General features: G+C 64.8%; 15 protein-coding genes and 2 pseudogenes. 13 read left to right on the top strand and 4 right to left on the bottom strand.

The window, feature by feature from the left end; translation table 11 throughout:
* Positions 1-66: 66 nt before the first annotated feature.
* A complete protein-coding gene (locus tag IPG14_RS17395; RefSeq protein WP_343392664.1) occupies positions 67-930 on the bottom strand; it encodes a sulfurtransferase in 864 nt (287 codons plus the stop codon).
* 164 nt (positions 931-1,094) lie between these two features.
* Here IPG14_RS17395 and IPG14_RS17390 point away from each other — a divergent pair, with 164 nt between their 5' ends.
* The 4 genes from IPG14_RS17390 to IPG14_RS17375 all read left to right on the top strand — a co-directional run bounded on the left by IPG14_RS17390 (position 1,095) and on the right by IPG14_RS17375 (position 4,346).
* Complete coding sequence (locus IPG14_RS17390; RefSeq protein WP_343392663.1) at positions 1,095-1,445, top strand: DUF952 domain-containing protein; 351 nt, start codon at positions 1,095-1,097, stop codon at positions 1,443-1,445.
* Positions 1,446-1,560: 115 nt separating this feature from the next.
* The gene (locus IPG14_RS17385) at positions 1,561-2,145 is read left to right on the top strand and encodes a Uma2 family endonuclease (RefSeq protein ID WP_343392662.1); all 585 of its coding nucleotides are present in this window, start codon (positions 1,561-1,563) and stop codon (positions 2,143-2,145) included.
* 47 nt (positions 2,146-2,192) lie between these two features.
* On the top strand, positions 2,193-3,755 hold the full coding sequence (locus IPG14_RS17380; RefSeq protein WP_343392661.1) for a TlpA family protein disulfide reductase: 1,563 nt from the start codon (positions 2,193-2,195) through the stop codon (positions 3,753-3,755).
* 72 nt (positions 3,756-3,827) lie between these two features.
* The gene (locus IPG14_RS17375) at positions 3,828-4,346 is read left to right on the top strand and encodes a UGSC family (seleno)protein (protein WP_343392660.1); all 519 of its coding nucleotides are present in this window, start codon (positions 3,828-3,830) and stop codon (positions 4,344-4,346) included.
* Between the two features lie 9 nt (positions 4,347-4,355).
* Here IPG14_RS17375 and IPG14_RS17370 read toward each other — a convergent pair whose 3' ends face one another.
* Positions 4,356-4,997, bottom strand: a complete 642-nt coding sequence (locus IPG14_RS17370) for a MerR family transcriptional regulator (RefSeq protein WP_343385714.1) — start codon at positions 4,995-4,997, stop codon at positions 4,356-4,358.
* A gap of 82 nt (positions 4,998-5,079) precedes the next feature.
* On the opposite strand from IPG14_RS17370, the gene IPG14_RS17365 reads away from it, so the two are divergent.
* The 4 genes from IPG14_RS17365 to IPG14_RS17350 all read left to right on the top strand — a co-directional run bounded on the left by IPG14_RS17365 (position 5,080) and on the right by IPG14_RS17350 (position 7,015).
* Positions 5,080-5,244, top strand: coding sequence for a hypothetical protein (locus tag IPG14_RS17365; RefSeq protein WP_343385715.1), 165 nt, complete (start codon positions 5,080-5,082; stop codon positions 5,242-5,244).
* 4 nt (positions 5,245-5,248) lie between these two features.
* Positions 5,249-6,172, top strand: coding sequence for an ABC transporter ATP-binding protein (locus tag IPG14_RS17360; RefSeq protein ID WP_343392659.1), 924 nt, complete (start codon positions 5,249-5,251; stop codon positions 6,170-6,172).
* Positions 6,169-6,600 carry an ABC transporter permease gene (locus tag IPG14_RS17355; RefSeq protein ID WP_343392658.1) on the top strand — a complete coding sequence of 144 codons (432 nt, stop codon included), beginning with the start codon at positions 6,169-6,171 and terminating at the stop codon, positions 6,598-6,600. Before IPG14_RS17360 ends, IPG14_RS17355 begins: the two co-directional genes overlap by 4 nt.
* A 202-nt stretch (positions 6,601-6,802) precedes the next feature.
* Positions 6,803-7,015, top strand: coding sequence for a hypothetical protein (locus tag IPG14_RS17350; RefSeq protein WP_343392657.1), 213 nt, complete (start codon positions 6,803-6,805; stop codon positions 7,013-7,015).
* 71 nt (positions 7,016-7,086) lie between these two features.
* On the opposite strand, the gene IPG14_RS17345 is transcribed toward IPG14_RS17350, so the two are convergent.
* Positions 7,087-7,242 (bottom strand): hypothetical protein, encoded by a 156-nt coding sequence (locus IPG14_RS17345; RefSeq protein WP_343389466.1) that lies wholly within the window; start codon positions 7,240-7,242, stop codon positions 7,087-7,089.
* Positions 7,243-7,411: 169 nt separating this feature from the next.
* Between IPG14_RS17345 and IPG14_RS17340 the strand changes: the two are divergent.
* From IPG14_RS17340 to IPG14_RS17320, 5 genes and pseudogenes are all read left to right on the top strand, one after another.
* A pseudogene (locus IPG14_RS17340) lies at positions 7,412-7,786 on the top strand (hypothetical protein); the annotation flags it as partial.
* 71 nt (positions 7,787-7,857) lie between these two features.
* Positions 7,858-8,388 carry a hypothetical protein gene (locus IPG14_RS17335; RefSeq protein ID WP_343392656.1) on the top strand — a complete coding sequence of 177 codons (531 nt, stop codon included), beginning with the start codon at positions 7,858-7,860 and terminating at the stop codon, positions 8,386-8,388.
* The gene (locus IPG14_RS17330) at positions 8,346-8,636 is read left to right on the top strand and encodes a hypothetical protein (RefSeq protein ID WP_343392655.1); all 291 of its coding nucleotides are present in this window, start codon (positions 8,346-8,348) and stop codon (positions 8,634-8,636) included. Before IPG14_RS17335 ends, IPG14_RS17330 begins: the two co-directional genes overlap by 43 nt.
* Positions 8,548-8,820, top strand: a pseudogene (locus IPG14_RS17325) (hypothetical protein); the annotation flags it as partial. The gene IPG14_RS17330 and the pseudogene IPG14_RS17325, both read left to right, overlap by 89 nt.
* Before the next feature lie 1,312 nt (positions 8,821-10,132).
* Positions 10,133-10,408: a cation:proton antiporter gene (locus IPG14_RS17320; protein ID WP_343392654.1), complete on the top strand. Its 276-nt coding sequence runs from the start codon at positions 10,133-10,135 to the stop codon at positions 10,406-10,408.
* Between the two features lie 1,417 nt (positions 10,409-11,825).
* Here IPG14_RS17320 and IPG14_RS17315 read toward each other — a convergent pair.
* A complete protein-coding gene (locus IPG14_RS17315) occupies positions 11,826-11,969 on the bottom strand; it encodes a hypothetical protein (RefSeq protein ID WP_343392653.1) in 144 nt (47 codons plus the stop codon).
* Positions 11,970-12,145: the final 176 nt, after the last annotated feature.

Genomic DNA, 12,145 nt, shown 5'->3' with positions numbered 1-12,145 from the left:
TCACTTTAGGGGCGAAGCGGGTGGCCCGCCTCCGTGCAGGCCACCCGGGAACGTTCCCGGGGGCGGCTACCGCTCGACCGGTACGCCGACGGAGTTGCCCCACTCCGTCCACGAGCCATCGTAGTTCTTGACGTTGGGGTATCCGAGCAGGTTTGTAAGCACGAACCACGTGTGCGAGCTGCGTTCCCCGATGCGGCAGTAGGCAATGACGTCGTCACTCGCCTTCAGTCCCTGCTCATCTTCGTAGATTGCCTTGAGCTCGGCGGCAGTCTTGAACGTGCCGTCCTCGGCGTTTGCCGCGCGGGCCCACGGCACACTCTTCGCCCCGGGGATATGTCCGCCCCGGAGTACGCCTTCCTGGGGGTATTCAGGCATGTGGGTCCGTTCGCCGGAGAATTCCTGAGGGCTGCGGACATCGACCAGGCGGGTCTTCCCGTCGAGCTTCTTGAGGACCTCATCGCGGAAGATGCGGATCCTCGAGTCGTCGCGTTCGGGAGCCGTGTAGCTGGTCGGCGGGTAGGCAGGGACGTCGCGGGTGAGCTCGCGGCCCTCCTTCTCCCACTTCAGGCGGCCGCCGTCCATCACTTTTGCATTCGTGTGGCCGAAGAGCAGGAACACCCAGTAGGCATAGCACGCCCACCAGTTGCTCTTGTCACCATAGAACACGACGGTCGTGTCGCGGGTGATCCCGATTTTGCTGGCCAGCTTCTCGAAACCCGCCCTGTCCAGGTAGTCCCGCCGCAACTGGTCGTTGAGATCCGCGGCCCAGTCGACCTGGACAGCGCCTCGGATGTGGCCGGAGGGGTAGAGGAGCTGGTCCTCGTTCGATTCGATTATGCGGATGTTGGCGTCGTCCTTGTGCTCCGCCACCCACTCGGTGGAGACAAGGACGGATGGGTTTGCGTAGCCGCGGGCGGCGATGTCAGGCATGGGGAACCTCCGGGAACGTGAACTGTGGTCGGTGTGCTGGCGGGGTATTCAGCCTACGGGGTTGGCTGGAGAAAGTCGAGCGACAAAGTCAACAATACACGTTCCTTCCCCCGCCCGCCTTGCGGAACATTACAATGCTGCGACTGAAAGCAAGGTCACGACTCGTGATTTTCCACATCGCATCCGGGCAGGAGTGGCACGCCGCCAAATCACTCACCCAGTACGCCCCGCCGGGTTGGTCGGACGAAGGCTTCATCCACTGCTGCACCCAGCCACTGCTTCGGACTGTGGCAAATAGCTACTTCCGCGGTCAACCCGGTCTCGGCGTCCTCGGCATCGACGAGGAACTCCTGGAGGCCGAAGTCAGATGGGAACCTCCCTCGGCGCCGATGGAGGGCGTTTCTCCCATGGACCGCTTTCCGCACGTGTACGGGCCAATCAACACGGACGCTGTTACGGACGTTGCCGACCTCGTGGAGGGCGACGGCGGTGAGTGGATTTGTCGATTGCTCTGAGCGGTGACCAATGGCGACTTCCGTGGGCCGCGCCCGGGGCGGCGCGAAGTCGAGCGGCGAAGCGAACGATGGCACTGACGGGTCTGCGACGACGGCCAGGGACTATAATGCCGGTATGGCCATCCGCCAGCCGAGCGCGCCGCGCGCCAAACCTCCAACGCGTCCCAGGTGGCAATCGAAGTACCACGGCGTCCGCATGACCCCGGAGGAGTATCTGGCGTTGCCCGAGGAGAAGCCATACCTCGAATACGTCGACGGGGTGGTGTTGCAGAAGCCTATGCCCAACGAAGAACACGGTCGCATCGCGTTCCGCATCGGTTTCCTCATTCAGACCTGGCTGGGCAGCATTCCGGCCAGAATCGGCGGCGAGATACGGGCACGCCTCGGAGACCTCCCCAACTACCGGTTGCCCGATCTCTCCTACTGGAAGCCCGACGCACCATTTGGCAACGAGGAGCCCCCGACAATTGCGGTGGAAGTCCGTTCGAGAGATCAGACGGTCGCCGAACTCCGTAGGAAGTGCGAGTTCCTTCGGAGTTCAGGCGTGGAGACCTGCTGGCTTATCGACCCGGTTACGCGCACTGCCGAGGTCTTTGAGGGCCGCAAGAAGACCGGCACGCCGGTGGCGATCCTGGCGGCACAGTCCTTACCCGGTTTCGAATTGGCGCTGAGCGACTTGTTCGCGATCCTCGACGACTGACCCTCCCGGTCGACAAGCCAGCGCGGCGGCTCGACAATCCACCCGCCATGCCCCTTCCTTCGTTCTCCCTGGCCACCGCCGACGGATCCCTCCACCACTTCCCGACTGGGCGCCATGCGTTGCTCTGTTTCGTAAAGGAAGACTGCCCCACCTGCGTCCTTTCCATGCCGCTCATCCAGGCCGCCGCGGAGGCTTTCGGTGAATCGATCGACATCTGGTGCATCGGCCAGGATGCCGAAGGCAACGCGCGCCTGGCCGCGACATTCGCCCTGGCAGCGCCGATGCTCGACGACTCGTCGCTACATGTCTCCTACCGCTACGACCTCGACACCGTGCCGACGATCATCCTCGCCGACGCGATTGGCGACGAACTCGACCGGTTCATTGGCTTCGGCAGAAGCGACTGGCAGGCACTCTTCCAACGCTTGATCACCGTGACGCTATCCCCGGCGCCGGTGATCGATTGGTCCCGATACCCTGAGAGCCGGCCAGGCTGTGGTTCGAAATCGGTCGAGCCCGGAATCGCCGAACGTCTCGAAGCGGAAATGGAAGGCAGCCCCATCCGCGCCCGCCGGATCGATGTCGGAGAATCCGACGACATCTTCGAGTTCATGTTCGAGCAGGGCCTCACCGACGGCCTGCCGGTTGTCCCGCCGACGCCCGAACGTGTCGTCCGGATGCTCACTGGCACGAAGCGAGATCCGCAAGAGGTCGTGGGCATCGTCCCTCCGAACCTCGCGCCGGTAACCGTGGAGAAGATCGCAATCAACGCCGTCATGGCGGGCTGCAAACCCGAGTACCTGCCAGTGGTCCTCGCCGCCATCGAGGCAATCACCACCGAGCAGTTCAACATGCACGGCGTCCTCGCGACGACGCACTTCCCGACGCCGGTCATCATCGTGAACGGCCCGATCCGCGACCGGATCGGCATGAACTACAGGATGAACGTCCTCGGACAGGGCAACCGTGCGAACGCAACCATTGGGCGGGCCGTCCAACTCGTCGTCCGGAATGTCGGAGGCGGCCGCCCGGGAGAAGTCGACCGTGCAGCGCTAGGGCAGCCGGGCAAATACACGTTCTGCTTCCCGGAGTTCGAGGAACGAAGCAACTGGGAGTCACTTCACGTCGAACGCGGGTTCGAACGGACAGACAGCACGGTGACGGTCTACGCCGGCGGCGCGCCGAACGGCATCATCGACCAGCTCTCGCGCGGCGCGGAGTCGCTGGCGACAAGCTACGGCCTCGCCCTCGCCACTAGCGGCCACCCGAAGCAGTACGGGCACGGCGAAATCGTCGTCGTGATCCCCCCGGAACACGTCGACACTTTCGCCAAGGATGGCTGGACCAAGGACCAGGTCCGAGCACGCATCCAGGAGGTAACCGCGCGCCCCGCACGGGAACTCATCCGGGACGAGTTTTGCGCCGAAGGGATCACCCTCCAGCAGGCGGAACGCATCGGCCTGGACACGCTCGTCCCGAAGTTCCGTGACCCGAAGAACATCACGTTCGTGGTCGCAGGCGGCGAAGCCGGCAAGTTCGCCGCTTACCTGGGCGGCTGGGTGAGCGGCCCCATGGGCAGCCAGATGACGACGGTGAAGATCCGGGAGTAGCCCGGCGGCGAACGGCGGTTCCGCGGCAGCGGCCACTACCAATCCCTCCCCGACAACCCTACAATCCCGGCTATGACCACCATCCTCGACCCAACCGATGAGCGCGTCCCTGTCCGCCGAAGCCTGACAGCCCGGCCCGAGAGCGTGACCGGCGTGGTCGGGCTGCTCAACATCTCCAAGCCGCGAGGCGACATCCTCATCGGCCAACTGGAGGCACGCCTCCGCGAACGCCTCCCGGGCGTCGAGTTCCGCAACTACGCCAAACCGACGTTCACCAAACCCGCACCCCTGGACCTTCGCCAGAAGATCGCCGAGGAGTGCGGCTTCGTCATCGAAGCGCTCGCTGACTGAGGATCCTGCACGACGTGCAGTGTGCACGACACGACCTGGTTCGAAATCAACGGCAAGCCGTCCGTCTTCATCGCCTCGACGGAGTTCACCGATGCGGCGGAAGCCCAGGCTGTCGCCCTCGGCTTCCCGGAGGTGAGGCGCATCTTCGTGCCGCACCCGATCCAGGATGCGACCGACGCCGAGATGCGGGCGAAGGCCGATGCAATCGTTGACCTGGTGATCGAAGCGCTGGTCGACTGACCGCGGCGCCTACTGCTTCGCCGCTGGCGCGATGAGGTCCTGCACTCGTCGTTCATGCGCGAGACGGCGGAAGCCCACGAGAATCGGTTCTAGGAGCGCCAGACCGAGGATCGCCTTTTCGATTGCGCTCTCAGGTTCGAGGTCGAAGAGTCCCGGCATCGCGGCCTGTTCGATCGTCGTGATCTCGATCGCCGCCTGTGCATAGGGCTCCAGGAATTCCCCTGGCACGCCGGGGAAGAGCATTTCGCGCACCGACGCGAACGCGGCGATGATCTGGTGCCGAGCGAGGGAATCCTCCCGGGCTGGGAGGCCGAACGCCCCGAGGAGCCGATCAACCTCCACTGCGGCCTCGCTTTGCGCGGGCGTGAACTCGGCGATCGTCTCACCGCCCAGCGAATCCACGGCCTGCCCCATGACTTCGTACAGCTCCCGATGTTCCAGGGCGTCGACGATCGCCTTGATCTTCGCGATCGAAAGCCCGGCCACATCGCGCAGAGCTCGAATCAGTGCGGCCCTGCGCACATGGCTCTCGGAATAGTCCGCCTGGTTCGGCGCGGAGAGCTGGCCCTGGGGCAGGAGACCCTCCCGCAGGTAGAACTTCAACGACGGGATCGAAACCCCGGTGCGCGAGCTGAGTTCCGAAATCTTCATGCCCATCGTCCCGAAGGAGGTATTGACAAGGATAGTATCACTATCGGATAGTGTCACTGTCTACTATCCAAGGAGAACCTCCATGCTTCAGGAAATCGCCCGCAGCCGCCAGCAAGAACTCCTCGCCCATCCCCGCCAGATCGCACTCCGGGAGGAATGGGAGACGGCGAAGGATCTCGACAGGCTCCAGCGCTCTGTTAGGGTTGTCCGCGCGCGGCTGGGGCTGCTCCCCGCCACGGCGAGCTAACGGAATGACTGCAGCCATAACCGCCACCGGGATCACCAAGCGCTACGGCCCGGTCGAAGCCCTGCGAGGCGTCGACCTTGAAGTCGCGCAGGGCGAGGTGCTTGCCCTTCTCGGTCCGAACGGCGCCGGCAAAACGACTTTCGTCGAAATCCTCGAAGGGTTCCGCGAGCCAACTTCCGGCTCGGCAAGCGTGCTGGGCATCGACCCCGCGACCGGGGATGCCGCCTGGCGGGCACGCCTCGGCATCGTCCTCCAGTCGGCCGGGTTCTTCGAAGCGCTGACGCCCCGCGAGATCACCGCGCACTTCGCCTCGTTCTACCCCACCCCGCTCGATGTCGATTCGGTGGTGGAGATGGTCGGCCTGAAGGAAAAACGCGATGCGCGCTGCAAGAACCTTTCCGGCGGGCAGAAGCGCCGCGTCGACCTGGCTCTCGGCATCGTGGGGAACCCGGAGCTGATCTTCCTCGATGAGCCCACCACCGGGCTCGATCCCCAGGGACGCCGGCAGATATGGGAGGTCGTGCGCAACTTCACCGCACTCGGAAAGACGGTGCTCCTGACGACGCACTACCTGGATGAAGCCGAACAACTGGCTGACCGCGTCGGAGTGATCATCAAAGGGAGACTGGCAGAGGTCGGCACGCCGCGCGAGATCGGCGGACGCCAGCGGGCGATGGCCCGCGTCAGCTTCTCCGTTTCGCCGCAGCTCCAGGGAAAGACGCTTCCGGAGGGCCTGGCCGTCTCGACATCCGGAGGTGTCGCCACGCTGATGACGGCGGAGCCCGGCCGGGCCGTGGTAGCACTGACACACTGGGCGGAGGCCCAGGGCGAGAGTGAACTGCCCGAACTATCCGTCACCCGGCCAAGCCTGGAAGACATCTACCTCCAGATGGTCGGCGCTTCCGAGGCGGAAGGAGCCATGGAATGACTGCAACCATCGCCAATCCCGCGTTTCGGCCGAACGCGCCCGGGCGGCTGGTGAGACTATCTTTCGAACGGACACGTTTCGAACTGCAGACGTTCTTCCGGACTCCCGAACAGGTCTTCTTCACCTTCCTCTTGCCGGTCCTGTTCGTCCTGATCTTCTCGACAATCTTCAGCGGGGCGATCGACGGACCGCCCGGGGCTGAACCGGTGCAGTTCGCCCAGTACTTCGTGCCCGGCATGATCGCGACCGGGGTAGTCAGCGCCACCTTCGCCAGCCTCGCGATGACCGTGGCGATGGAACAACACGAAGGGCTGCTCCGCCGACTCTCGGGCACACCTCTGCCACGCAGTGCCTACTTCGCCGGCAAGGTGGGCCTCGCGCTTGTCACCTCGTTCCTCGATGTCGTCCTCATCCTCGCGATCAGGTGATCCTCTACGGAGTGGACCTGCCCACCGACCCCATCAGGTGGCTCGCCTTCGCCGGCGTGTTCCTGCTCGGCGTCGGTAGTTGTTCACTCCTGGGGCTCGCGTACACCCGGCTCATTCGCACTGGGTCCTCGGCGCCGGCGATTGTCCAACCGCCATACCTCGTCCTGCAGTTCATTTCGGGGTCTTCCTCCAGTACAACGAGGTGCCATCGGGGCTCAAGGCTGTCGCCTCGATCTTCCCCTTGAAGTGGATGGTCCAGGGCTTCCGCTACGTCTTCCTCCCCGAGTGGGTGGCCCAGGACGATTACGGCGGCGGCTGGCAGGTCGAACAGGTATTCCTCGTCCTCTTCGCCTGGTTCGTGGCGAGCTTCCTGCTCGCCCGGTTCTTCTTCCGCTGGAACCGCGAACAAGCCTGAGGCGGCGCCAGGTCGGCCGCGCCGGAGCATCGTTCAAGCGCTCGCCGGCTTCCGGAAAGTGAAGGTGCCCCTCAGGCGGCCCTGCGGAGCGCCTTCGCAAGGGCGCCGAATTGCGTATAGGCATCGAATCGGGAGCCGCACTGGAGACACGTCATCAGTGCCTCCGCACGGCCCGCCACGTACTCGGGGCCGATGACGAAGTGCTGGTGTCCGTTGGGACAGAACATGGCTGGCCCTCCTCCGGGATGTAGTTCGCCGAACACCAGAATCTCAGGCGCCCGGCATCTGCTCTGTCATCCGCTTCACTCAGGCGCGCTGGAAATGTGATCGTCACGACAGAGAAATATCCCGGAAACCAGCCGGAAACCGGACAGTAATTCTGGATTCTTAGCGTTCATGGCATCCAGCCGGGTGCGTGAGGCATGGGGCCGCCAGGCCCGCTGGTACAAATCACCGCGCGAGAGCGCTCCATACCGGGGGGTCCAGCGAATGTCTCAGTGGATCATGAAACGGAGGTTGCGACGGCCGCTCGGCATGCTCGGCGGCGCGCTCCTCGCCATGGCGGTGTTCTCCAGTGCCGCGGCCCAGGAAGCACCCACAACCGAAGACCAGATCACTGATCTCGTCACCGCCATCGACACGGCCTGGCTGCTCGTTACAGCGAGCATGGTCTTCTTCATGCAGGCCGGCTTCGCCATGGTCGAATCCGGATTCATCCGCGCGAAGAACACATCCAACGTGCTCATGAAGAACATGCTCGACGCCTGCGTCGGCGGCCTGTTCTTCTGGGCGTTCGGATACGCGATCGCCTTCGGCGTCTCCGGCGATTCTCGAACGGCTTCATGGGAGATGGCAACTTCTTCCTCAGCGACTTCGAGAATTACGCCTTCTGGTTCTTCCAGTTCGCCTTTGCCGCCACCGCCGCGACGATCGTCTCTGGCGCGATGGCCGAACGGACGAAGTTCTCGGCCTACCTCGTCTACACCGCGTTCATCTCCGCCATCATCTATCCATTCGTTGTCCACTGGGCGTGGGACGCTGCAGGCTGGATGAGCGCCTTCAACGAAGATCCTTTCATGGGTGAAGGCTACGTGGACTTTGCGGGCTCGGGCGTTGTCCACATGGTCGGAGGCACCGCCGCGCTCGTCGGCGCCAAGGTCGTCGGGCCACGCATGGGCAAGTTCAACAAGGATGGTTCCGTGAACGCCATCCCCGGCCACAACATCACCAGCGGCATGCTCGGTCTCTTCATCCTCTGGTTCGGCTGGTATGGCTTCAACCCTGGTTCCACCCTCCTCCTGACCGGCGGATTCGCCGCCCTCGCAGGAAGGTGGCCGTCACGACAACCCTCGCCGCCTGTGCGGCAGCCGTAACGGCCGTCGTATCCACCAAGATCAAGACCAACCGGTACGACCTCGGCCTCGTCGTTAACGGCACGCTTGGCGGACTGGTTGGGATCACCGCCGGCTGCGCCACCGTCGAACCGTGGGCCGCCGTCGTCATCGGCATCGTTGCCGCCATCATCGTCATCTATGCCGTCGACCTGCTCGACAATGTGCTCAAGATCGACGACCCGGTCGGCGCGCGCCGGTGCACCTTTTCACGGGGCTCTGGGGCGTGATCGCCGTTGGGCTCTTCTCTTCGGAAAGCGGCATGGCGGCAGCCTACGGCGGCGAATCCGGCGCCTACGGGCTGCTCCTGGCGGCGGAGCGGAACAGCTCGCGGCCCAGCTCATCGGCGCTGTCACCATCCTCGCATGGACGGGCGCGCTTTCCGCCTTCATCTTCCTCGCCATCAAGTACACCATGGGACTTCGCGTGCCGCCCGAAGAAGAATCCAAGGGCCTGGACCTGCTCGAGCACGGCATCGATGCCTCACCGGACTTCGGGCCTTCCGGCACCGGCATCTTCAGCACGGCGGGCGGCAAGTGAACCCGGGACTTCGGCACAAGCACGCTGAGCGCAGCCAGAGAGGAGTCACCCACTCCTGAAGCGTATCGACGCGAATCGGTCGTCCATCCCAGCTCAACTTCGTCCGAGAAGCTCTGACGTCCTGGGCTACGGCGGCATCACCGTCTCGGAGGTGAAAGGGCACGGCAAGCAGCGCGGCGTCACCGAACAGTGGCGCGGCCGCGAATATATCCGGGTCGAATACCTCTCCAAGGTTGGATCCTCCTGGTCGTTAACGACGCCGACCTCGAAAAGGTACTCACCGTCATCACCGAGAACGCCCGCACCGGCGAAATCGGCGATGGGAAGATCTTCGTTTCGAAGTCCAGGACGTCATCCGCGTCCGGACCGGGGGAGCGAGGGAGCGCAGCGGTTTAGCAGCCGCACCAAAGCAGGCACCGGGGAAGGACCGGCGCACTTCCGCTCAGGCCGCCTTCCCGAGCCTCCGGCAGGCAGGCCCGCACACCCGTGCGGGCCTGTTGTTGAATGGCCGGAAACGTGTTCGAAACGAACCCGCAAACCACCCGTAACACCCTCGCAAACCCCCGCGAAACGGGTCTCCGCTAGCCTCCGCCATGTGGAACGTCTCCAGACTCCTTGCTCCTCATCGCCGGGCTCCTGCTCTGGCGAAGGTCTCCGGCGCAGTCGCCATCCGGTTCAGCATGCCCTCGGTGCTCGGGATCCTAAACGTCGCCGGTTTGCTGGCAGGCCCGGCGGCGCTCGGACTCATTCACCCACGACGAATTCGTCGGCAACCTCCGGCCACATCGGCGTCGTCCTCCTGATGTTCTGGCTGGCCTCAGGACGGACCTCGGGGCCTCCGCACCGTTGGCCGGACCTCCTTCCTTGTAGCCATCGGCGGTGTCGCACTGCCAATGGGCGCGGGCTACGCCGTCGGCGCTTAAGCTCGCGGGCAGTGGAGACGATGCACGCGCTCTTCCTCGGGCCGATCTGGTGGCGACCTCGGTCGGCATCGCGGCCGAGACCTGAAGGAGCTGGGCCGTTCACGCAGCCGCGAGGAACATCATCATGGGCGCGGCAATCATCGACGATGTCCTCCGGCGTGCTCGTCCTCCAGTGCGCTCCGTCGTCGCCGGAGTCGGGAGGGTCGATCGGCGAGCCTGATCAAACTCGTCCTCTTCTCGCTGCTGGCCTCTGGCATCGGGCGATGGGTAATGATGCCGCTGATCGCGATCACCATACCGGATCGAATCGCGCATTACGCGCGCTGCTGACGCTGGCGATGGCACTCGGCTTCGCCTGGCTCGCATACGAAGTCGGCGGCCTGGCCGAGGTCACCGGCTCGTTCCTCGCGGGCGTCATGCTCTCCTCGCACCGACCTCGGCCACCACATCAGTCGAGCCGGTCTCCCGCCTTCGGTACGCTCTTCATCCCCATCTTCTTCGTCTACATCGGCAGCAGCGTGAACCTACGGCGGACCTGACGGCGCGCCGCTCATCTCCGCAGCCATCGTCCTCGTGGCCCTCATCACGAAACTCGCTGGCTGCGGCATCCCTGCGCGGCTCTGCGGCGGTCGCTTGCGACCTCGGTCCCGTGTCGGCGCGGGGATGGTAGGCCGCGGCAGTTGCGCTCGTGGTCGCCTCAGTCGGCCTGGCAGAAGAGGCGTCGTCGATGCCACCGGCTACTCAGTCGCGATTGTCGTCACGATCGTTTACCACCATCGTGGCGCCGTTGCTGTTGAAAGCCGCTTACCAATGGTTCCCGGACGCACGAACCGTCCCCAGCCCGAACCCTCGCCGCCGAATTCGCCGCGGGCGTCCAGTAACACCACGCCGAAGCAGCAAGGAGTCGGAGATGCCAATGAGAGTGGCGACGGTTTCCAGCAACGAGTCGCGCTCCTTCGCCTCGTGGACCGAACGACGCCGGATCAAGAACCTCGCGGGCATCCGCGACCGATTCGCAACTCGACCTGCTGCTCACGCTCCACAACTGGACCAGCGCAACCTGGGACATCGCGGCCGTGTATGCGAGGCGCTTGCCATCAGCATCGGCCGCACCGAAGCGCTGCGACGGCCAATCCGGGCTTCTCCGTCACCATCGGCGAGACCAACACGGTGACGTTCGCCCTCACGGAACGCCGCGCATGGGCGGCACCCGCTGGTTCGTCGCCGTCTCCGTCGGTTCCGGGCGGGCGGGCGGCTCCATCACACCCGCGGGCCCGGAGCGGAAGAACGACTAATGGACCCGCTCGCGGCTTGAGGACATCCTCCTCTCCGTGCTCGGGGCGTGGGCCTTTGCGTCATTCGGAAGGGGCCGGCCCGGAAGCCTGGGAGGCGGACTCCGCGCCGGGGGCTTAGGGGATCGGGCAACCCGGGAGGGGTGGCTCCCTGGGCGAAGTGGGCGATCCGCCCGAGCGACTGGCTGAAACAGGGGAGTTGCTCAGCCTACCCTCGGCGAAGCGACCACGGATCACGCCTTGCGGAGGCGGGGATCGAGCAGGTCGCGGAGGGCGTCTCCGAGCATGTTGAAACCGAAGACGGCGAGGCTGAGGGGGCCATTCGGGCACGATCACGGGCCAGGAGGGCATCGAGCATGAACGCGCGGCCCTGGCTCAGAGGCCTCCCGGTTGGCTGGTCGGGCACACCGGGGCCGAGGGAAGCTCAAACTGGATTCGATCGGGATCACTCCCGAGACCAGGGTCGCAGGCGTGATCCTGCCGGGGCGATGGCGTTGGGCAAGATGTGGCGCGCGAAGAATCGCGGATTAGCCGCACCGAGCGACCGGGCCGCTAAGACGAACGGCATGCTCTTCACGGAGAGGTGGCACTGCGGATGATGCGCGAGCTGCCGACGCCGAGCTGCATCCCGATGGCAACGTCAACCACCAGAATCCGGGGCCCGTCACCGGATCAACACCATCACGAAGATGATCGCGGGGAAGGCGATCCGTGCATCGATGAGGCGCGCTGGAAAAGCATGTCGATCAGCCGCCGGTACCCGCCCGACAATACCGATAGTGACGGAAAGCGTGGTGCCGAGGAGCACGGCGAAGCCCCACCCGCATCGAAACACGCCCCGCGTAGATCACCCGGGGAGAGCACCCGCGTCGCGGCGGGGTTGTCCGTCCCGAGGAAGTGCGAAAGACCGCCGGGCTGATAAAACTGGGCCAGCGATCCAGTTCGGATCGAACGGAGCGACTAGCGGGGCGAACAGGGCGGCGA

The sequence above is a fragment of the Candidatus Amarobacter glycogenicus genome, assembly GCF_016704105.1.
Lineage (GTDB): Bacteria > Chloroflexota > Dehalococcoidia > Tepidiformales > Tepidiformaceae > Amarobacter > Amarobacter glycogenicus.
Note: the sequence above shows the minus strand (reverse complement) of the source record. Positions and strands in the feature narration are given on the sequence as shown.

Excerpts from the sequence above, each read along its gene's own strand:
- IPG14_RS17370 (WP_343385714.1), bottom strand. The coding sequence starts at position 4,997 with ATGAAGATTTCGGAACTCAGCTCGCGCACCGGGGTTTCGATCCCGTCG.
- IPG14_RS17380 (WP_343392661.1), top strand. The coding sequence starts at position 2,193 with ATGCCCCTTCCTTCGTTCTCCCTGGCCACCGCCGACGGATCCCTCCAC.
- IPG14_RS17320 (WP_343392654.1), top strand. The coding sequence starts at position 10,133 with ATGGGTAATGATGCCGCTGATCGCGATCACCATACCGGATCGAATCGC.
- IPG14_RS17395 (WP_343392664.1), bottom strand. The coding sequence starts at position 930 with ATGCCTGACATCGCCGCCCGCGGCTACGCAAACCCATCCGTCCTTGTC.
- IPG14_RS17345 (WP_343389466.1), bottom strand. The coding sequence starts at position 7,242 with ATGTTCTGTCCCAACGGACACCAGCACTTCGTCATCGGCCCCGAGTAC.
- IPG14_RS17365 (WP_343385715.1), top strand. The coding sequence starts at position 5,080 with ATGCTTCAGGAAATCGCCCGCAGCCGCCAGCAAGAACTCCTCGCCCAT.
- IPG14_RS17385 (WP_343392662.1), top strand. The coding sequence starts at position 1,561 with ATGGCCATCCGCCAGCCGAGCGCGCCGCGCGCCAAACCTCCAACGCGT.
- IPG14_RS17360 (WP_343392659.1), top strand. The coding sequence starts at position 5,249 with ATGACTGCAGCCATAACCGCCACCGGGATCACCAAGCGCTACGGCCCG.
- IPG14_RS17335 (WP_343392656.1), top strand. The coding sequence starts at position 7,858 with ATGGGAGATGGCAACTTCTTCCTCAGCGACTTCGAGAATTACGCCTTC.
- IPG14_RS17355 (WP_343392658.1), top strand. The coding sequence starts at position 6,169 with ATGACTGCAACCATCGCCAATCCCGCGTTTCGGCCGAACGCGCCCGGG.